Source organism: Muricauda brasiliensis, assembly GCF_003057865.1.
GTDB lineage: Bacteria > Bacteroidota > Bacteroidia > Flavobacteriales > Flavobacteriaceae > Flagellimonas > Flagellimonas chongwuensis.
Map to the genome: position 1 here is coordinate 178,721 of NZ_QBTW01000015.1, position 20,049 is coordinate 198,769.

At 40.9% G+C, this 20,049-nt stretch carries 18 protein-coding genes; 4 read left to right on the plus strand and 14 right to left on the minus strand.

What is annotated here, in order from left to right; translation table 11 throughout:
• Positions 1-130 precede the first annotated feature (130 nt).
• Positions 131-5,128 carry a translocation/assembly module TamB domain-containing protein gene (locus tag DCK90_RS11720; RefSeq protein ID WP_108246399.1) on the plus strand — a complete coding sequence of 1,666 codons (4,998 nt, stop codon included), beginning with the start codon at positions 131-133 and terminating at the stop codon, positions 5,126-5,128.
• A gap of 60 nt (positions 5,129-5,188) precedes the next feature.
• Positions 5,189-7,468, plus strand: a complete 2,280-nt coding sequence (gene tamL / locus DCK90_RS11725) for a translocation and assembly module lipoprotein TamL (RefSeq protein WP_234414751.1) — start codon at positions 5,189-5,191, stop codon at positions 7,466-7,468.
• On the opposite strand, the gene DCK90_RS11730 is transcribed toward tamL, so the two are convergent.
• Genes DCK90_RS11730 through DCK90_RS11755 form a run of 6 tightly spaced genes read right to left on the minus strand, consistent with a single transcriptional unit; the run spans position 7,465 to position 11,734 of the window.
• Positions 7,465-9,237 carry a MutS-related protein gene (locus tag DCK90_RS11730; RefSeq protein WP_108246401.1) on the minus strand — a complete coding sequence of 591 codons (1,773 nt, stop codon included), beginning with the start codon at positions 9,235-9,237 and terminating at the stop codon, positions 7,465-7,467. The two genes, tamL and DCK90_RS11730, sit on opposite strands and share 4 nt — an antisense overlap.
• A gap of 6 nt (positions 9,238-9,243) precedes the next feature.
• Positions 9,244-9,603 carry an MmcQ/YjbR family DNA-binding protein gene (locus DCK90_RS11735; RefSeq protein ID WP_108246402.1) on the minus strand — a complete coding sequence of 120 codons (360 nt, stop codon included), beginning with the start codon at positions 9,601-9,603 and terminating at the stop codon, positions 9,244-9,246.
• Entirely contained in the window at positions 9,600-10,004 is a 405-nt protein-coding gene (locus DCK90_RS11740; RefSeq protein WP_108246403.1) for a Dabb family protein, read from the minus strand. Before DCK90_RS11740 ends, DCK90_RS11735 begins: the two co-directional genes overlap by 4 nt.
• 1 nt (position 10,005) lies before the next feature.
• Positions 10,006-10,629: a DUF4230 domain-containing protein gene (locus DCK90_RS11745; protein ID WP_108246404.1), complete on the minus strand. Its 624-nt coding sequence runs from the start codon at positions 10,627-10,629 to the stop codon at positions 10,006-10,008.
• Positions 10,622-10,981, minus strand: a complete 360-nt coding sequence (locus DCK90_RS11750; RefSeq protein ID WP_108246405.1) for a DUF4260 domain-containing protein — start codon at positions 10,979-10,981, stop codon at positions 10,622-10,624. Before DCK90_RS11750 ends, DCK90_RS11745 begins: the two co-directional genes overlap by 8 nt.
• Positions 10,982-10,984: 3 nt before the next feature.
• On the minus strand, positions 10,985-11,734 hold the full coding sequence (locus DCK90_RS11755) for a cyclase family protein (protein WP_108246406.1): 750 nt from the start codon (positions 11,732-11,734) through the stop codon (positions 10,985-10,987).
• 369 nt (positions 11,735-12,103) lie between these two features.
• Here DCK90_RS11755 and DCK90_RS11760 point away from each other — a divergent pair, with 369 nt between their 5' ends.
• The gene (locus DCK90_RS11760; protein ID WP_108246407.1) at positions 12,104-12,925 is read left to right on the plus strand and encodes a leucine-rich repeat domain-containing protein; all 822 of its coding nucleotides are present in this window, start codon (positions 12,104-12,106) and stop codon (positions 12,923-12,925) included.
• A 64-nt stretch (positions 12,926-12,989) separates the two neighbouring features.
• On the opposite strand, the gene hemW is transcribed toward DCK90_RS11760, so the two are convergent.
• Genes hemW through DCK90_RS11795 form a run of 7 tightly spaced genes read right to left on the minus strand, consistent with a single transcriptional unit; the run spans position 12,990 to position 18,841 of the window.
• Complete coding sequence (gene hemW / locus DCK90_RS11765) at positions 12,990-14,114, minus strand: radical SAM family heme chaperone HemW (RefSeq protein ID WP_108246408.1); 1,125 nt, start codon at positions 14,112-14,114, stop codon at positions 12,990-12,992.
• A gap of 35 nt (positions 14,115-14,149) precedes the next feature.
• Positions 14,150-14,506, minus strand: coding sequence for a four helix bundle protein (locus tag DCK90_RS11770; protein WP_108246409.1), 357 nt, complete (start codon positions 14,504-14,506; stop codon positions 14,150-14,152).
• Positions 14,507-14,565: 59 nt separating this feature from the next.
• Positions 14,566-15,117 (minus strand): crossover junction endodeoxyribonuclease RuvC, encoded by a 552-nt coding sequence (ruvC, locus tag DCK90_RS11775; RefSeq protein WP_108246410.1) that lies wholly within the window; start codon positions 15,115-15,117, stop codon positions 14,566-14,568.
• A gap of 1 nt (position 15,118) precedes the next feature.
• Entirely contained in the window at positions 15,119-15,598 is a 480-nt protein-coding gene (locus tag DCK90_RS11780) for a hypothetical protein (protein WP_108246411.1), read from the minus strand.
• A 44-nt stretch (positions 15,599-15,642) separates the two neighbouring features.
• Positions 15,643-16,779 carry a tetratricopeptide repeat protein gene (locus DCK90_RS11785; protein WP_108246412.1) on the minus strand — a complete coding sequence of 379 codons (1,137 nt, stop codon included), beginning with the start codon at positions 16,777-16,779 and terminating at the stop codon, positions 15,643-15,645.
• An 11-nt stretch (positions 16,780-16,790) separates the two neighbouring features.
• Positions 16,791-18,482 (minus strand): M56 family metallopeptidase, encoded by a 1,692-nt coding sequence (locus DCK90_RS11790; RefSeq protein WP_108246413.1) that lies wholly within the window; start codon positions 18,480-18,482, stop codon positions 16,791-16,793.
• On the minus strand, positions 18,479-18,841 hold the full coding sequence (locus DCK90_RS11795) for a BlaI/MecI/CopY family transcriptional regulator (protein WP_108246414.1): 363 nt from the start codon (positions 18,839-18,841) through the stop codon (positions 18,479-18,481). The genes DCK90_RS11790 and DCK90_RS11795 overlap by 4 nt, the downstream gene beginning before the upstream one ends.
• A gap of 134 nt (positions 18,842-18,975) precedes the next feature.
• On the opposite strand from DCK90_RS11795, the gene DCK90_RS11800 reads away from it, so the two are divergent.
• Positions 18,976-19,488, plus strand: a complete 513-nt coding sequence (locus DCK90_RS11800; RefSeq protein ID WP_108246415.1) for a DUF456 domain-containing protein — start codon at positions 18,976-18,978, stop codon at positions 19,486-19,488.
• Here DCK90_RS11800 and DCK90_RS11805 read toward each other — a convergent pair.
• The gene (locus DCK90_RS11805) at positions 19,485-20,039 is read right to left on the minus strand and encodes a nitroreductase family protein (protein WP_108246416.1); all 555 of its coding nucleotides are present in this window, start codon (positions 20,037-20,039) and stop codon (positions 19,485-19,487) included. The genes DCK90_RS11800 and DCK90_RS11805 overlap by 4 nt on opposite strands.
• Positions 20,040-20,049: the final 10 nt, after the last annotated feature.

Genomic DNA, 20,049 nt, shown 5'->3' on the forward strand with positions numbered 1-20,049 from the left:
ACAGTTGATGCTATCGAGATATTCTTTATCCCGTTTCAGCATCCTTCTTACATAGCACTGCCCTATCTTTACACGGTGTTTTTAAGCGATTTGAAAATAATAGTGACTAAAGCGCTTCGATTTAACGTGTATGAAGGATAATAAATGGAACCGGAAACGAATCCTGAGATTAATCGGGAAAAGCATTCTTGTTTTGTTGACATTGTTCATCATTTTGGTGGTGATCATCCGAACTCCTTGGGCACAAAACATTATTGTTTCAAAACTTACGGATTATGTATCCGGTAAAACAAATACCAAGGTCGAGGTAGAAAGAGTCTTCATCACCTTTTCCGGGAACATCATGGCAGAGGGAATATACCTTGAAGATAAACAGGGGGATACCCTTCTCTACTCCCAAGAAATTCAAATGGACCTCCCCATTTATCCTTTGCTCGTTAAAAATGAACTTTCCATAGACGATGTGGAATCAAAGAACCTCGTCGCAAATATTCACAGAGACACCGACCCCGAAAGTTTCAATTTTGCCTTTCTGATGGAGGCCTTTGCCACTTCGGATACTACTTCGGTTTCCGAGCCCATGTCCATTTCCCTGGGAGATTTCCAATTTACCGATTGGAAAGTGCGGTATGATGACACCTATCTGGGAACCAAAATCAATTTGAACCTCGGTGAAATGCAAATTGAGGTAACCGAATTCGACCTTGACGAAATGAATTTCAGAATAGATGATTTTGTTTTAAAGGACAGTCAACTTTCCTATGAACAGACCCATTCCCCGCCAACTTCCGATGATACTTCAACCTCGACCCCACCCAAAATTTCCATTGATGCCATTCAACTGGAAAAGGTAGAGCTTGTATACAATTCAGACCCAGATGACATTCAGACCAGATTGCAATTATCCGAATTTGATTTGACCGAGCTTGCAGTTGACGTTTCCAAAAACAGTTACAAAACGGATGAAATAACCCTAAAAAACTCCACCATTGTATTGAATCTAAATCAGGCCAAGGACACCATCCAAAGTCCAGAACAGGATATTGCTTTTCAGTGGCCGGAAATGGAATTACAGGCCAATCAACTGGATTTGGAATCAAACACCTTACGTTTTACGAGAAATGGTGCAAAGCAAAACGATTCTATTTTTAACCCTGATGCCTTTACCATCAATGAACTTACTTTCAAAGCGGATGATTTGAACTACGCTCCTTCGGACTTGGCTATTGAACTTGAAGCGTTCAGTTTTCGTGAAAGTTCCGGTATAGCCCTACAACAATTAGGCTTCGGAGCATCCATCACGGATACCAAAGCGGTTATTTCCAATTTGGCCTTACGGCTAAACGAGAGTTCTCTCAATGCCAATGCCGACATACGCTACGAATCCTTGGATTCGGCAATGAACAATCCGGAAAATAGCAGTCTTCAGTTGATATTGTCCCAATTGAGCCTGAATCCTTTGGATTTTCTGCGTTTTTCTCCAGAATTACAAAAAAACACCTACCTGAATACATTGTCCACAAATCCCATAACAGGATACGTTCGGGCTAGCGGAAGTCTGCAAAAAGTAGATGATTTTGAGTCTGAGCTGCAATGGGGACCATCCACATCTTTGAAATTGGAAGGAAGCCTTTCCAACGTTACACAAATGGAAACCCTTTCCTACAATTTGGACAACTTGGACGTTCGGTCATCGAAAGAAAACCTTCAACAATTTTTACCTTCGGATAGTTTGTCCATTAATATTCCCGAAACCATTACATTGACCGGTACGCTAAAAGGTGATCTTGAATCATTCCAGACCAATACCCTTTTAAAAATTCCAGAGGGACGGATAGCTCTGGATGCTTCTGTACAACTGGGGGAAACCAAAAAATTTAATGGAACCATTTCCACAGATAGTCTTCAATTGGGAACAATACTTCAAAATAATCAACTTGGGACCATTTCCCTACAACTCAAGGGTTCCGGTTCGGAAACGGAACTGTCCAATATGGATGCCCAATTGGAAGGAGTCATTGGTCAATTTAAATTCCAGGAATACAATTACAAGGATATAACCATTAGGGGGAAACTCTCCAACGGGAGTGGTGATATTTCACTTGCGTTAAAGGATGAGAACCTCAATTTATCAGCGAATACCCTCATCGATTTCACCTCAGAAAGCAACAATATAACCTTTACGTCCAACATCATCGGTGCCGACCTCCAAAAATTGGGCTTCACAAGAGATAATATTAAGATAGCAGGGGATATCGAAGGGTCATATAGAGGACTTTCCAGTAACTACGCCATTGAAGCTTCCATAAAAAATGGGATCGCTGTGACCAATGATAGGCAATATCAAATTGAGCCTATACTACTGAATGCACGCGTAGAAGATTCCATTACCGACGCCACCGTAAAGAGTGGTTTTCTAAATGGCGGTCTATATTCAAATGCATCCTTGAACCGAATAAAAACTGCTTTAAAAAGACAACTTGAGAACTATTTTTCCTCGGATAGTACCCTCTCCGAAAAACTGGATGATGTAGAGGCAAGATTGGATTTGGCCTTGAAACCAACCCCCATCATCTCCAAAGTATTCTTGGACGGTTTCGAAGACTTGGATTCACTGAACATTGATGTCAAATTTAATGCATTGACCAAAAAACTGGACGGGAAAGTATCCGTTCCAAAGTTTTCGTACGCCGGAAGTATTGTAGATAGTCTTGAAGTGGATTTGCAAGGCGATTCGACCAATCTGAATTTCTATGCAGGGCTCAAAAATTTTGAATACGACCCCATCAACCTTAAAAGAACCTTCATCAAAGGGAATTTAAAGAACAAAGAACTGGAACTGGACTTTAATTCCATTAGTGACACCACAGAGATTATGCATATTTCTTCAGAGTTGGTCTTTAAAAAGGATACCCTGAGCTTACATATTTCCCCCGAGAACCTATTGTTGAACAAAAAAGCGTGGGAAATTCCGGATGACAATAAAATCACGATGACCGAGGCTTATACGCAGTTTCAAAACGTAGTGTTGTCAAGGAACAATCAAAAACTGGAAGTTTCAACCACAGTGCCCAAAATGGACAAAGAGCATATTGGCATCATTTTCGAAAACTTCCAATTACAGACCTTTTTAAGCCTTTTAAACCCTGATGAAGCATTGGCAAAAGGAACGGTGCAGGGTAATTTTGTGGTGTTAAACCCATATGGTGCTTCGGGGCTGGTGTCCAAATTGGACATCAACGATTTCAGCGTGATGCAAAATCCGTTGGGCACCCTTAGTTTAAATGCCTCATCAAAATCGCTCTCCGATTATGATTTTGATTTGGCGTTGCAAAACGGAGGCGCGGATTTAAATCTGACAGGTGATTATGTGGCAAACGAAAACGGTGCACAATTAAATTTAGATCTGGATATTCAAAAATTTGAAACAAAGATTGTTCAAGCGTTTTTAAATGAAGAACTATCCAATCCGTCCGGGTACCTTTCTGGGAACATGGAAGTGAACGGAACACTAAGTGACCCAAATTATTCAGGAAGATTAAACTTTAACGATGTTGGCATTACCTTATCCGCCTTCAAAACCAACTTGGGCATAGATAATCAAACATTAAACCTGAATGAGGAAGAAATCACATTCGATAGTTTTAGCATTACCGATGCCGATAAGGGCACATTGGTTTTGGATGGTTCTATAATAACCGGAGACCTTCTGAACCCAGATTTTGAATTATCGATTACTGCTGACAACTTTAAGGCGCTTGACTCCAAAAAGGGCGATAACGAACTGGTTTATGGTACAGCGGTAATCGATGCAGATGTAGAGGTGACCGGCAATTTAGAGATTCCTATAATCAACGGAAGTTTCACGATTGGTGACGCCACCAACCTCACCTATGTGGTTCCACAAGCCCAGTATGAAATTCAAGGAAGGGAAGGCGTGGTGATATTTGTCAACAGAGAAAATCCCGATGCCATATTAACAAGGGATTCCAACGAGGCACCGGATTCCGTATTCGCTGGAATGGATATCAACACTACTCTGGAAATTTCCGACGATGCTGTCTTTAAGGTCGTGTTGGACGAAAAAACACAGGATATGCTGCAGGCCTCGGGCAATGCCAGTCTCAATTTAAATATAGCCCCCAACCAAGACATACGCTTATCGGGCAGATTGGAGCTTAGCTCGGGTTTCTACAGAACAAGCCTGTATAATTTGGTAAGCCGTGAGTTTACAATCAATAAAGGTAGTAGCGTTACTTGGTCCGGAGACCCGTACAATGCCAAACTGGATGTAACTGCCACTTACGAAATTGAAACTTCCGCAGCACCTTTGATGTCTTCCATTAGTTATGGTCAAGATAGCGGGGTTTCCAATCAATATCAAAGGGCTTCCACCTTTTATGTGTATTTGAACATTGGGGGTGAAATCACCGGTCCAGAAATATCCTTCGCTCTGGATATGCCAGAAAATGCACAAGGAAGTTATGGTGGCGGTGTGTATGGGCGTATACAACAGTTGAACCAACAGGAATCCGAACTCAACAAACAAGTGTTTTCACTGTTGGCTTTGAACCGTTTTTATCCTACCTCAGGAAGTGATGGAAGTGCCGGAGGCGCCGTTGCCCTAGCACGTAATAACGTGAACAAAGTACTATCCGGCGAACTCAATACTATCTCCAACAGATTATTGGGCAATACTGGACTGGAACTGGACTTTGACTTGGACAGCTTCCAAGAAACGCAAGGAGATGGACTACAGAACAGAACACAGTTGAACATCAGTGCTCAAAAGAAATTATTTAATGACCGTGTCATCGTTTCGGCCGGTAGCGCCGTTGATGTAGAAGGTACACCCTCCAGTTCCGAGACCGCCACACCCGTGATCGGTAATGTAACTTTGGAGTATCTTTTGAACGAACAAGGCAATTATAGGTTGAAGGGCTTTAGGAGACAGGAATACCAAAATATTATTGATGGTCAACTGATCGTTACTGGACTGGCATTTATTTTTGATAGGGAATTCAACAAATTTAGTCAATTGTTCAGTCCAATCAAACCAAAGACAAAGAAAGAAGAGGAAGACGAAGACGACACAGGAGAAAAGAACAACAACGATAAGAACCCATAATCCTAATATTAGTTTTTGAAACATCAAATCATAAAATATCTATTTTGTAACTGCCTTGTAGTGCTATTAGTGCAGTCGTGCGGTATAAAGAAATTCATTCCAGAAGGTGAGCGGCTATACACTGGGGCAGAGCTGGAATTGGATACTATTGGAGAAGTAGAAGGGCTAAAGGATGTGAAAACGGAACTTACCAACTTGGTAGAGCCCAACCCCAACACTACCTTTCTTGGAATGAAACCCGGTCTATATTTCCATTATAAAGCTCAGCGGGAGAAGCCCGGTTTTTTTTACAAATTCCTTAATAAATCTTTTGGTGAGGAACCGGTTTATTTTTCAGAAGTAGCTCCCGAGCGCATAGAGGAACTCTTGGTAAACCGGTTGGACAACAACGGTTTTTTCTACAGTATGGCCAGTTCCGAGACCATTCTAAAAGAAAAAAGTGCTTCCGTCAACTATACAGCAACCGTTCAAGAACCTTACACACTGGAAAATTATGAAGTGGACATGGATTCCTTACCGATTTATGATGAACTATTGGACATTGCCAAAAAATCACCACTATCCAAGGACAATCGCTTTGACCTAGATCTATTGAAAGCGGAACGGGAACGATTGGATTTCAATTTAAAGCAGCGGGGCTACTATAATAGCAATGCAAATCTTTTCATTTTTGAAGCGGATACCAATCAATATAAAAGCCGAAAATTTGATCTGTTTCTTCGTTTAAAAAAGAAAGCTCCCAAAAAAACGGCTATTCCCTATACCATCGATTCCATAACGGTATATCCAAATTATTCCATCGAGGGAGATACATTACCGCTTTCCAAACAAAACATTACCAATGTCAACGGAACGGACTTTATACAAAACGAGTATTACTTTAAACCTGAATTGCTGGAAACCTATATTTTGTTCAAAGAGGGAGACCTTTACAATGCCAACACCTCCAAAATCACAAGTAACCGTTTGTCCTCCTTGGGTAGTTATAAGTACGTAAACATTCAATATAGGGAACTGGATACCACAATGACCAATGGAAAGAGCGGCTCCCTCGCAGCAGATATTTATTTGGCACCGTTGACTAAACGTTCGTTACGTGCCGAAATTCAAGCGGTGACCAAATCCAATGGCTTCACAGGTCCGGGACTTTTACTGACCTATAGCAACAGAAACCTCTTCAAAGGTGGAGAGACCTTGAGCCTGTCCACCCATTTTTCCTATGAATCGCAATTGAGTTCTGGTGATAATTCAAATTTAAGCAGCATCGCATGGGGCGTAAAAGGTGATTTGATTTTCCCCAGATCCATCCCATTTTCACCAAAAAAATTCAGGTATTCCGTTCCCAAGACCAAGATCTCTGCTGGGGTCGATTACTTACGGCGAAGCCAGTTGTTTACCCTGAGTTCCATAAACGGTTCTTTTGGGTACACTTGGAAGGAAAACAGGTATGTGTATCACCAGTTAGACCCGATAAGTGTTAATTACTCCAGGTTGTCCAAAGTAACAGATGAGTTTCAACAAATATTGGACGACAACCCTTTTCTCCAAAGAAGCTTTGAGCAACGTTTTATCGCCGGGCTACTGTATGGATTCACTTATGACGAAGTATCCGATTTAGATAAAGAATATCCCATATTTTTCTCTACCAATATTGATTTGGCAGGCAACCTTTTCAGTTTGATAGATGGAGGTTCCGGCACCATATTGGGTTCCGAATATGCCCAATACGCAAAAATGGATGTGGATTTTCGATTCTATTTGAGATGGGACAGAGAGCAAACATTGGTTTCAAGAGTTTACGCAGGGTGGGGCGTGCCTTACGGAAATAGTGAAACATTGCCTTTTGTAAAACAATTTTTTTCCGGGGGACCGTATAGCGTTAGGGCTTTTAATATTCGATCACTGGGACCAGGAAATTTCAACGCTGTTTCGGAAGATTCCTCCACGGACTATTTCGACCGGTCGGGAAATTTGAAACTGGAAGCCAACTTGGAATATCGTTTTCCCATATTTTCATATTTAAAAGGCGCCTTTTTTGTAGATGCAGGGAATGTTTGGCTTACCGGAAATTATGAAGATTTGGAGAATGACCAGCAGACCAGCAATTCTTCCAACACATTGTTTACCGATGGCAAATTCGAATCGGATTGGTTAAATGAGGTTGCCGCAGGATTTGGATTTGGTTTACGGGTGGACATCCAGAACTTTGTTATCCGATTTGATTTGGCCTCGCCTTTTAGAGTACCGTATCAACATGAAAATGACCGTTGGAACGTTCCTTTCTTCGGAAACAATGGGAACAAGGCAACATTGAACTTTGCCATTGGTTATCCCTTCTAATCCTTGATGATATCCATCTTCCTCAACAGGAAGGACGCATTCATGTTTTGACAGACACCCTCCTTAAACTTATAATCAAAAAAGAGTTCGTCGTTTACGATTTGTGCATCAAAATAGCGGTTTTCCACTTCTGGAAGTTCATCGGCCAAGGTACACAGGCTCAAATCGTGTGTGGCCACCATACCGGTGGAGCCATTTTTCACCAATCGTTCCACAAACTTTTTGGAGCCTTCGGCCTTGTCCACACTGTTGGTGCCTTTTAATATTTCATCCAAGATTACAAAGCAGTCGTCCTTCTCCAACTCATCCACAATATATTTAAGGCGTTTGAGCTCCGCATAAAAATAAGAGGTCTCATCCGCCAAAGAATCTGAAGAACGCATACTCGTCAACAAACGTACAGGATTGTAATGTACCCCTTGCCCCTTTACCGGCAAACCCATGTTAGCCATAACTATCTGCAGTCCAATGGCACGCAAAAAGGTACTTTTCCCAGCCATATTTGCTCCGGTAACAATACAGAAACGTCCTTTTCCTATTTCAAAATCGTTCAGAATATTTTTTTGAGGGTCTACAAGTGGATGTCCTACTTCCTTGCCACTTAGTACAACATCGTTCTGTACCAATATTGGATAGGTATGATCTGGATGATTAAAGGCATATGTGCCCAAACTGATGTATGCATCAAACTGGGCAATGGCCGAAAACCAACCTTCTACCTCTTCTCCGTAGGTTGAAATCCACTTTTCAACGCTAAAAGCATAATAAACACTATATAAGCCTAGACCCTGCGCAAACATCGAAATTATGAGGTTGAACTGCTGCTCCAGCATCTTCATACTTTGAGAAAATTTCTTTAGAATTTTTGATGTCCTCTCCCCTTTTACTTCTAGTTTTTTCTGAAGCTCTTGCAGTAACTCTGAGTTGAAAGCATGTGCTTCCAGTTCCGAAATCAGTCGTTGGTGTTGTTGAATGGTTTCTTGAGCCTCCGATACATTTGTGGTAAATCCGATAATGTTCTTTGCATAGCGCCCTACGACTCCAGTACCCAAGAGATACCAGAACAGTATCAAACTTTCGGGCACTTGGCCCATAATCGCCAAGGTGATCAATACAATTGATAACACGCCAAAAATCGGCGGAACGATTCCCGCCCATTTGGGCATGAAAGACTTATGGCTTTTCATCCAGTCGGAAACCACATCGGGGGATATTTTGGGTCGAGTCTCTCCTGCCAATGCCGAAAAATGTTGACGCCATTCGGGTAATTGGGCCAGTTCCTGAATCGCTGCCTGTTTTTTGGCTATATCCTTTGGATACCCATCCAATAAAAGATTTGATAACACTTCCCTGCCTTGTTCCAAAACGGTACGGTTGGCGTATTGATAAAAAGAACCTCTACCAAACAAATCAAGGTCCTGTGCATACGGATGATTAGGTTCCAAGAACTCTTTTCCATCTGGCAAATGATGGAACTTTCGGGTCAATATATCCAATTCGGTGTCATTGATTTCAATGAGCCGTTGCAAGTATTCTTTATGTCTTTTTACGTTGCTGAATTTGGTCACCAGAAATAAAAACACTGCTATTCCCACCGGCAGCAAGTAGAAAACCAAAGTGTTCCCCCAAAACCAGTAGATTCCAAAAGCCAGTATCACAAATACAGACAACCGAAGGGTGGCCAAAACCCCTAATTGTTTTCGTGTTTTCTGTAATTCCTGTTGATGTTTCTCTTTTTGGGAGGAATAAAAGCCCTTTAAATCTTCCATGTACTATCAACCTAAATTGTTGAGCTCTTGTTGAAGCTTTTTGGTTAATCCGGATACGACCAGCTCATAGGAATGGTCGACTAAATCCTTAATCAATTGAGGTGGGAGTTGTTCCAAAAACAATGTATTCCAATGTTTTTTGCTCATGTGGTAACCCGGTATAATGGCTCCATCATGTTCCTCTCTGAGCTCCTCGCTCCTTTCTGGGTCGCACTTTAGATTACATTGGGGCGGGAGCCGTTCCAAAGGGACCAAGGCAAACATTTTGCCCATTACCTTAAACACTAAAGTATAGGCATCAAAAGGCAACTCCTCTGTCACCCCCTTTTTGCTCAGGCAAAGTTCCCTAAGCTCCTCTACATTCATTTTTGGATGCCTTCGGAGTCGTATACAATGACCTTTTCCCAAAGGTCCTCGCACTCTTCGATAAAAACGAGGTGTGGCGGCTCTGTTTGATAGGCTGCTTGGTCTTCGGCAGATTCAAAAGATAGAATCAGTGAGTATGTAAACGAATCGTCAACTACATCCCGAATCGCCTTTGGTGGCTTACCTATGAATTTGGTTTTGGCATACTCGGAATTGTTCAAAAATTTGGTCAAAGAGGCTTCAAAGGTATCCCTGGCCTCTTGGCTATCGGGATTCTTGAACCAAAAGAACACCGTATGCGTAAAAGTATGGTCAAAATTAGTCTTCATTTCATTTTTGATTTGTACACAACTGGAGGCCAAAACACCTACCAAAAGCAAGGTTATTATTTTTGTTTTCATACTATTCTTCTAAAGATTGTTTTTCTCTGTTCGATATTTCAAGAGCGGAATAATCCAATGTCCACCCAATGGTCTCTACTATTTTCTCCACCACCAAAACGGCCTGCAAAGCTTCCTTTCTGGCAGTTTCCATAAGTCCGCTCTCCGGTATCTTTTGTTTGATGTGCTCCTTGGCCTCTTGGTTGAGATTGGTCAAATCTGTGGGCGAAAAGCTGTTGAAGATACCATTTTTAATGTCGTAAAACTGAAGGTCGGGCTCAATGGACAATACTTCCGGTTCCGGAAAATGGCTCAGTACTATCTTCTTGTTCTCATTTTCGGCCTTCATGTTTAGCTTGTTCAAATCGTAGCCAATGTGTGCTTTGGCCTTAATGACTATCAATGCTTTCTTCTTACTTCGGAACAGGCTCATAAAGCTGTCCTTGGTATTCTCGTAGTGATAGATTTCAGCAAAATCTCCCTCCACGGACACCAATTTGCAAACGCTTCTAATTTTATTGAGGATTACGGTGGACTGTTCCTCTGTAATTTCCTTGTCCTTCTTTTTTCGAAACAGGGAATAGACCCAATACATTAATATTGCGCCCAGAATCAACCCTAAAACTATATCAACAATGTCACCCATGTTTCTTGCCTATTTCACCCAAATGGGTAAACTTGAATCCGTTGTCATATTTTAATCCGTAGCCAAAAATTCGGTCCAACGCGGAGTGTGAAAATAGAACTACCCCAATCAATTGGCATAAAGGTATGGAAAAGTAGATGCCCGTTAAATAGATTATAATGCCAACGCCTTTATGATGGAACAGGTTGTAGCAAAAAGCGCCGGCCTTGTCTCCGAAAAGGTAGCCCAACATACCGATATCGGGTGTCAATATCAATACTAAAAACCACCACCACACATAATCCAATAGACTGAACAGATAAATGCCAAAAGCGAACATCAGGGCTTCTTCCAGTTTTAGCGTTGTCTTCATTTGTTAATCTTCAATTTTAAAAAGTACCGGCCTACTAGGACTCGCATCGTTCTCAAAAGGCGCCACTTGAAGGTTTAAGAAATAGGTGCCGTCCTCCACAGGATTTGGTACATAAATAAACTCGGTAATGGTTGCTCTGGTTCTCGGTTTTCCGCTCATGTTCCAAAAGGCCTTGTGCGACAACAGTTCGCCCCCATCCCTTTCCTTATCCACGGATGGCAGGTCAATCAGTAAATGTTCCACTCCTTTTTTTACCAGATACTTTGCGGCATCCTCCATAAGGTAAGGTGGGTTTGAATCCGAGTATCTTTTGGACTTTTTATCCCCCAAATTTGGCAGTGTACGTATCACTACGGCTTGTCGTTTTTTGTTTCCCAAAGCATATTTTAATTGCTTTTCGGAGATGATAAAATCACCGTTCAATTGTTCGGGTGCCACCGTGATTACCTCGGCCAAAAAGAAAAATTTCTTTAATTTTTTGTTGATGGAATTGAACTCCTCCGATATATGTCCCAAACATTCCGTGTGTGTTACATGCGAATGTGGGTTGAACCAAATATCGTTGAAATTGGTGGATGCTCCCTCGGTTACCTTGCCCACAAATCCATCTTCTTCGTGCGGTGCTATTTTTGGTGGGTCCAAGTACCAGGCGTTCACGTTTTTGTCGCCACCTTTGAGCGATATGGAGATATCCAAGGGTTTTGTCAGATCTATTTTATAGTTTCGGGAGTTGTGTTTTATGGTGGCAATCAAATTTAGGTTATTTTAAAATTCCCAATACCATTGGGAGTTAATTCTACTTCATGGGTTTCTGCCTGCGCAGGAATGACAATTTACTACTTTAAATTAATCATAAAAAGGTCGGAGGCAATTCCGTCGACCAAAAACTTGGCTTTTTGAAAAGTCTCCATCAATTGGGAATGGGGTTTTATCAATCCAAACAGTGCATTTATCAATTTCGAATAAATCCTTAAATCGATATAAACTAACTTAAATCAATATTAAAAAAATTACATTATCAGAGTAATTCTCAAAATAGCGGATAATATTAACAAGGAAGAACTTTTAAAGATTGATTCTCTTTTAAAATCAGAAGGGATTGATGGAATTGAACTTTCGTACTTGGGTGAAGCTTATGGCCCTGTTTGGAAAAAAGAGGTAAATTATGATCTTAGTTTTATAAAAAAAATATCAAGTTTAAAGGGATTATCCTTATTCTTGCCCAAAACAGAACGGCTTGATTTTTTACCAATGACTTTGGATTGGTTAACCTTGGGGGAGTTTAATAAAAAAGAGGTGTCGCTAGAACCCATTTCTAAGCTCGGTAAACTTAAATCTTTGGATCTTGTCAGAAATTCAAAAGACATTGACAAGCTGTCCGAATTAAAACAACTTGAGCATGCTTCATTTACAGGTTATCCTCTAAACCAACTTGAATTTCTCAACAAATTAACCGGATTAAAAAGTCTATATCTGGGGTTTTGCAGGGGAGAGAATCTCTACTTTCTACGAAATTTAAAAAAGCTCAGAAATTTAGAGTTGTTACGAATCAACAATCTGAACAGCATAAGTTCTATTTCTGGATTTTCAGAATTAGAATGGTTAAGAATTCAAGATCAAGCTCAAATTACAGAACTTCCCTGTCTTTCAAATCTTATAAAATTGAACCATTTATCATTGATCAATCTTAAAAACCTGACCTGTATAAATTCTCTAGAAAGAAGTCATGTTAAAGAACTGGTGATTCTAGACTCCAATCTGACCATCGAACAATTGGCACCGTTGGTAAAGTCAAAAATTAAAAGGGTTTGTATTAACTTGAAAAGAAAGAAAGAAACCCAAAATATTGAAAAGATTTTGGGAAATAGAATTGTACCGTATGCTTCTACTAAATCCGAAAATCTGAAAAACAAATACTATAGCCGTTGGATGGATAAGCCCTGAATAATTATAATTATTGCTCCTTACTTCTCTTTACCCCTCATTAAAGGTGGCTGACCTTATTAAACTATTTCAAGAAAAACAAATCACTCGCAATGCCATCCGCCAAAAACTTGCCTTTTTTAGTGGTTAGCAATTTTCCATCATCCACAACTAACAAACCTTGATCTAAAAATTTTGATGATTGTTGGTTGAAATACTTCAGATAATTTTCCCCAAACTCCGATGCTATCCTATCCAAATCCACACCCCAAATGGTGCGTAGGCCGGTCATCACATATTCGTTGTACCTATCGGTCGTGGAAAGTGTCTCAATTTCCATGGGCAATTCGCCTTCTTCCATTTTTTTGATGTAGGTCGGGTTGTTTCGGATATTCCAACTGCGATGTTTTCCATCATAAGAATGTGCCGATGGCCCAACGCCCAAATAGGTCTTACCCAACCAATAAGCGGTGTTGTTTTTGGAAAAGTAATCAGGCTTGCCAAAATTGGAAATTTCGTAGTTCACAAAACCGTTGGATTCCAAAGTATCCACCAGAATATGAAATTGCTCTTGTGCCTGCTCGTCATCCACATCTGGAACAACACCTTTTTCTATGAATTTTTTGAGTGCAGTTCGCGGTTCCACGGTCAGTGCGTAGCTTGATATGTGAGGCAGGTCAAAATCCAATGCTTTTTGGATGTTGGCCTTCCAACGGTCATTATCCATCCCTGGGATTCCATAAATCAAATCGATGGTAATGTTGTCGAAATATTGTATTGCCTTTTTGATGCATTGCTCCGCTTCTCCGGCATTGTGGGCACGGTTCATCAATTTTAAGTCTTCATCAAAAAAAGATTGAATACCGATACTGAGACGGTTGGTCGAACTGTTGGATAGTTGGATTATCCGATTGTTGGATAAATCATCAGGGTTGGCTTCCAAGGTGATTTCCGGACGGTCAATTACTTTGTAGTTGTCATACACCGCCTGTATCAAAAATTCAATTTCATCATTGGATAAAACGGATGGGGTCCCTCCGCCAAAATAAATGGTTTCCACTTGATCATCCACCTCCGATTTCCGCAGCTCCAGTTCTTTGGCAATGGCGCTGACCATAACTTCCTTTTTACCCAACTGTGTGGAAAAATGGAAATCACAGTAATGGCAAGCTTGCTTGCAAAAAGGAATGTGAATGTAAATACCGCTCATTCAATGGACAATTAACAATTAGCAATGTACAATTATCATTTGGTCCTTTTTGTAGTCTTTAATATGGAGAACATAATTTTGGAGAGTTCATCAGCTTTGGAAATTAGAGCCGTGGCTTCCCCTTTTGATATGTATTCTGAATCTTTCAGCAGTGAAAGCCAGTATTTTACTTCCAAACTTTCTTTGTAGGCTATTGAGATTTTGGCCGAAAAATCTGCTGTTGAAATAGCGCCGTTTGCCTCAGAAACATTGGCTCCAATCGATGTGCCCGAACGAAGCATTTGTTTGGACAATACATATTCACGTTTTGAAGCTACAACACTCTTATATAATCTGACGATTTCCAATGCAAAATCGTAAGATTTCATCATCAAGGGATTCTTTTTTAGCATAAAGTAGGTGTATTTGGGTAATTTTGGACTGTTTATCGATAATTGTCAATTGGACATTGTTATTTAATCTTATCAGGATTTTGTTTGATAAAAGCCTCCCAACCTGTATAACTTTTACCGACCTCTACCCTGCCCTCGTTGTAGAAATGACAAACGGCGGCGGCCAGACCATCGGTACTGTCGAGATTTTTAGGCAAACTTTTCAGTTTTAAGACACTTTGGAGCATCCGGGCCACTTGTTCTTTACTGGCATTTCCATTGCCCGTGATGGCCATTTTAATCTTTTTGGGCATATACTCTGTGATTGGTATCTCTCTGGATAATCCTGCCGCCATTGCCACACCTTGGGCACGTCCCAATTTGAGCATGGACTGTACATTTTTTCCATAAAACGGGGCTTCGATGGCGATTTCATCGGGGTGATAGGTGTCGATGAGTTCCAACGTGCGTTCAAAAATAAGTTTGAGCTTGGTATAGGGGTCATCATACTTTTTCAGCATCAACTCGTTCATCTGCACAAAGTGTATTTGTTTGTTGATGACCTTAATGATACCGAAACCCATAATCGTGGTTCCCGGGTCTATACCCAATATGATTTTTTCTGTTGCCAAATTAGTTGGTGTTTAATACCAGCGGAAGCCTAAACCGCAAACCTACGGGGTTTCCTCTTTTCAATGCAGGGGCTACGGTAGTCAGGTCGTTCAAACGTTCAGAGATTTTAGTGTTGAAATCCGATATTTCATTGAGTACCGATGTTTTTTCTTCCACGTTCAACACCGAAATAAAACCGTGCTCATCAATCAGAAAATCAATATAAACGGTATCGTTCATATCGTTTCGAACTTGAAACATGAGTCCGGCCAAAGCTTCGGAAAAATATTCGGTGATCACATTTTGGAAACACTCCTGTTGAGCATCTTTGGGAGCGGTTTCGTCACAATCATCGAAAAGTGGATATTGATCCACATCGTTCCAATCGATGGCCATAAGTTCCTCGTTCACCAATTTTTGGGTCTTGTCCTCCTTGGACTCGAACAGCTCGCAGGACACGAGCAACCCCATAAAAATGATTAACAAAACAAACTTCTGCATGACAGCCCCTAGAATTTGGCTGAAATTACGACATTTTGAAGAAATCAGTTGCCGGCAAAATGGATTTCCTGCTTTATTTCGGAAATACGGTTTTGTACCCGTTCCTTGAGCCAAGGAACCACATCTGGGTACATGTCGAGCAACGTTTCGTAATAGTTTAAACTAGTTTTAGGGTCTTTGTAGTATTCATCTGCCAAAATACAGATTTGGTAATAGTTGTAATAATTGTCCTTGTTCTCTTCCCAAGCTTTTACATAGTAATCCATGGATTTTTTGGTATGTCCTTTTAATCGGGCTATGCGGCCAAGGTCGGCATATTCCTGTGGAAATGTAGCCATTCGCTCCTCAATGGATCTCTCGATATAGTATTGGGCACTGTCCAGTTGTTTTTCTTCAAAAAATACATCCCCCAAACCAATGTACGCTGCTGCAACTTTATCTGGAAAGCCGCTTAATTTGTAATAGGCCTCCAACGCTTTTTCCGGCTCCCAGTTTCGAAAGTAACAAAAGGCCAATTTCTCATAAACAAAAGGCTTTTGCTCCCCCAATTCCAATAATCGTTCGAAATGGGGAATGGCTAATTGAAACTGTCCGTTATTAAAAAAAGCCAATGCCTTTAAATTGATCATGGCCACATCGTTCTCGTAAGAGCGAAGTCCCTTATCAATATAGACCAAGGCTGAATCCTTTATTTCTTGACCTACATAATACTTGCCCAATGCGTATAAACTCCGTAAATGGGTACTGTCCACTTCTACAGCAGTTTTGAAAGCCTTGTTGGATTTATCTGTTTTATCCAAGGATTCGTAGGTTCTTCCCAAGTAATAGAAATACTCTGGATTCTTTTGTTCCGATGATGTCAAAACCTGAAACATTTCCATGGCGGACAAATAGTTTTTGGTTTTCAACAACAGTTTGCCCAATTCAAAGCGTGCCAATTCCAATGAAGGGTTATTGTCCAAAATAGCTGTATACTGCGCAATGGACTTATCATAATTCCCTATGGCATTGTAGGCCCTAGCAATCTGAAAGTTTGCCTTTTCACCCCCTTCCTTTGCATATGTATTGATGGCCGATGTATAGTTGCCCAAAGCATACAAACTATCCGCTACCGACAAAGCCGATGTTTGTGCACCGGCTTTAAAAAGTATAAACAGAAAGAGAACAAATACCGTCTTCAAATTGAGATTCTTTATTTTAGTTTAAATGTGATGGGAATGGAAAAAATAACGTCAGCTGGATTTCCATCTTGTTTTGCAGGTTTCATTTTGGGTAATCTTGCTATAATTCTATGAGACTCCTGTTCCAAAATAGGACTTGGCCCTTTGGATTTGATATCCACGATATCTCCGTCCGCGTTTATCCCGAACATAATCGCCACTCGGCCTTGAATTCCCTTTTCTTGGGCTTCTTGTGGATACCTAAAATGTTTACGGATATGGTTTTGGACATTCTCTAAGAAACAGGCCCTTTTGTCAGCTGCACTTTCACAGCCTGGAAAAATGGGTGCCTCATCGATAGCAGTAAATGGTACCCAACCATCTCCGCGCTCACTAAACTTTTGAATCTCTTTGTTCAATTCATCGTCATCATTGCCATCTAACTTAAACGTGATTGGAATCGAAAAAGGAACCTTGACCGTCTTACCTTCGTGTTTACCCGGTTGCATTTGTGGCAGCTTGGATAAGATACGCTCAGTTTCTTTCTCTAGAAGTTCATGAGGTCCCCTCATATTGATATCGCCTACATTCCCCTGCTCATCCATTATGAAAATAGTACTTACCCTGCCTTGAATACCTAAAGCTTGTGCTTCATCAGGATAATTAAAATGTTTACGGATGTGTGCTTGAATTTTTTCTTGGAAACAAGCCCTTTTATCTACGGCATTTTCACAGCCTGGAAAAACAGGCACTTCATCAATAACTCCAAAAGGCACTCCATACTCTTTTGTATCCGTAGCACTGTAACCGACAACGACCATTTCCTCTATTGGAACTACTCCTACCTCTTCTACTTTTGATTCATTTTCGCTCTCACAGGAGGTGTAAACCAACATCCCTAAAATAAGGGGCAACAACAATACATACTTTAACTGCCATACTGCTTTGGACTTCTTTTTTTGTAACATGACTATTCGTTTTTTGATTAGTGATCTATTAAAAAATTGATTGACAAAACTGATATTTTGTGTGTGGAACGCTTCCGACAACAGCATCTCGAAATGTGCTGCCTTGTTTTGCTTGACCGCCTTTTCATCAGCAATAAATTCATGAAGCTCGGCAAGTCTACTTTGGTAGATATACACCAACGGATTGAACCAAAATACGATTCGGGCCAGCTCAAAAAAGAGCAAATCCAAGGTGTGCCATTGCTTCACATGCACCAACTCGTGAGCCAAGATGTTGACTTCCTTGTCCTTTTTGATATCCTCGCCCATAAAAATGTTTCGAAAAAAGGAAAAGGCGGAAGAGCTCTTAGGAACGGTGACCTTGGTAAACTCTTTAAAATTCTCCACAACACTTTTATTTCTAAGCCTTGCAAGTTGAATTAACTTGTACGCAAACCAAATGGCAGCCAAAATGCTTCCAGCTGCCAAAACCAAATACGGCCATGGAATACGTTCCAGAAAACTTGTTTGTTCAGCACCGGGACCCAACACCACACCGTTCAGTTGGGATAGAAATACTGTTGTGGTCTCCAACTCTTGTGGCATAGTGGTCTGTAGGGCCTGAATCTTTACCCAAGGCAATATTAGGGACAGCGCAAACGTACCCAAGAGGTATACACGGTTCCATTGAAAAAAGGTCTCTTTCTTTAGAAAAAGGTCGTAAGTCAATAAAAAGACCAGCTGAAACGCCAAGGATTCCAAGATATAGATAATCATTTCTCGTTGTCTTTAATGTTCTTCATAATGTCTTCGAGTTCCTTCAAGCTGATATCGTTCTTCTTCATGAAAAAGGATACCATACTCGTAAATGACCCTTGGAAATACCCATCCATCAAGGTATTCAAACGTTGATTGCTGTACTCTTCCTTTTTCATCAAAGGAAAGTACACATGTCCCTTCCCTACCTTCTCATGGGACACGAATCCTTTGTCCTCTAAAATCCGAACAATGGTGGATACCGTATTATAAGCTGGTTTGGGTTCGGGCAATTCATCCAAAATGGCTGCAACATTGGCCTTTTTCAACTGCCATAAAAGCTGCATTACTTCTTCTTCTGCCTTGGTGAGTTGTTTCATTTTTCAACTAACTTTTTAGTTCAACATGAAACAAATATAACTAAATATTTAGTTTAAACTAACTTTTTAGTTTAAGAATTGGATTTTGTTTGTAACAATTGTCCGCTACATTTGTCTAACAGTAAAACACTTCCATGGATATTGCATTGCTCATTTTGGGGTTTCTTCTGATGCTGGTCGGTATACTGGGCAGTTTTTTGCCCGTTTTACCCGGGCCGCCCATTAGTTGGGTCGGACTACTTTTGCTCTACTTGACCAAGGCGGTACCAGATAATTGGTGGATTGTTGGAATCACGTTTGTACTCGCAATTACCATAACCATTCTGGATTATATAATACCAGCCATGGGCACCAAACGGTTCGGTGGCACCAAAGGAGGCATGTGGGGTACTATGATAGGGCTTTTAGTGGCCATCTTTGTACCTATTTTTGGTCCGTTCGGCATCATCATATGGCCATTTATTGGTGCATTGGTGGGAGAATTATTGAACAAGGCCAATAAAAAAACCGCCCTTAAGGCGGCTTTTGGTTCGTTTTTAGGTTTTTTGACGGGTACTTTTATGAAGTTTGTGCTTACGGTTGCTTATGCCGTTTTTTACGTTTACATAGCCATCAAATACGCGGGAGAACTTTTCACGTTTAGTTAGTCAAACCACTCCACTTTATCGGCAATCGGGGTTCTTGCGGATGGTATTACATCACCCTCGAAATATCCCATGTAGAAGAAGCCCAAACATTTTTCTCCCTCATTCAAATCAAAGAATTCGTCCATAAACTTGATGAGACCGGGTGAAGACCAGTAGCTTCCTATGCCAAGTTCGGTGCAACACAACCACATATTTTGTACCGCCATTGCCGTAGAGGCAATTTCCTCCCACTCGGGCAAACTCTCTTTTGGGTCACGTTGCATACAAATGGCAATTACAACTCCCGAGCTGGACGGATTGAACTGTAATTTTTTAATGGTCATCTGTTTTGGGTTCGGGTCCACCTCTTCATATTTGTTCGAGAGGAAAACACCCAATTCCTGTTTCTTCTCGCCAGTAAGGACTTTAAAGCGCCAAGGTTCGGTTTTCTTATGTGTAGGGGCCCAATTGGCCGCTTCCAAAATCTTCTCCAAGGTTTCCTTGGCGATGGGCTTATCTATATACTGCTGAGGAAAAATACTTCTTCGCTCCTTGATCAAATCAAATATCATACTACTTATT

Coding starts and splice junctions, on each gene's coding strand:
- DCK90_RS11720 (WP_108246399.1), top strand. CDS start 131: ATGAAGGATAATAAATGGAACCGGAAACGAATCCTGAGATTAATCGGG.
- DCK90_RS11730 (WP_108246401.1), bottom strand. CDS start 9,237: ATGGAAGATTTAAAGGGCTTTTATTCCTCCCAAAAAGAGAAACATCAA.
- DCK90_RS11735 (WP_108246402.1), bottom strand. CDS start 9,603: ATGAATGTAGAGGAGCTTAGGGAACTTTGCCTGAGCAAAAAGGGGGTG.
- DCK90_RS11740 (WP_108246403.1), bottom strand. CDS start 10,004: ATGAAAACAAAAATAATAACCTTGCTTTTGGTAGGTGTTTTGGCCTCC.
- DCK90_RS11745 (WP_108246404.1), bottom strand. CDS start 10,629: ATGGGTGACATTGTTGATATAGTTTTAGGGTTGATTCTGGGCGCAATA.
- DCK90_RS11750 (WP_108246405.1), bottom strand. CDS start 10,981: ATGAAGACAACGCTAAAACTGGAAGAAGCCCTGATGTTCGCTTTTGGC.
- hemW (WP_108246408.1), bottom strand. CDS start 14,114: ATGAGCGGTATTTACATTCACATTCCTTTTTGCAAGCAAGCTTGCCAT.
- DCK90_RS11770 (WP_108246409.1), bottom strand. CDS start 14,506: ATGCTAAAAAAGAATCCCTTGATGATGAAATCTTACGATTTTGCATTG.
- DCK90_RS11780 (WP_108246411.1), bottom strand. CDS start 15,598: ATGCAGAAGTTTGTTTTGTTAATCATTTTTATGGGGTTGCTCGTGTCC.
- DCK90_RS11790 (WP_108246413.1), bottom strand. CDS start 18,482: ATGATTATCTATATCTTGGAATCCTTGGCGTTTCAGCTGGTCTTTTTA.
- DCK90_RS11795 (WP_108246414.1), bottom strand. CDS start 18,841: ATGAAACAACTCACCAAGGCAGAAGAAGAAGTAATGCAGCTTTTATGG.
- DCK90_RS11800 (WP_108246415.1), top strand. CDS start 18,976: ATGGATATTGCATTGCTCATTTTGGGGTTTCTTCTGATGCTGGTCGGT.
- DCK90_RS11805 (WP_108246416.1), bottom strand. CDS start 20,039: ATGATATTTGATTTGATCAAGGAGCGAAGAAGTATTTTTCCTCAGCAG.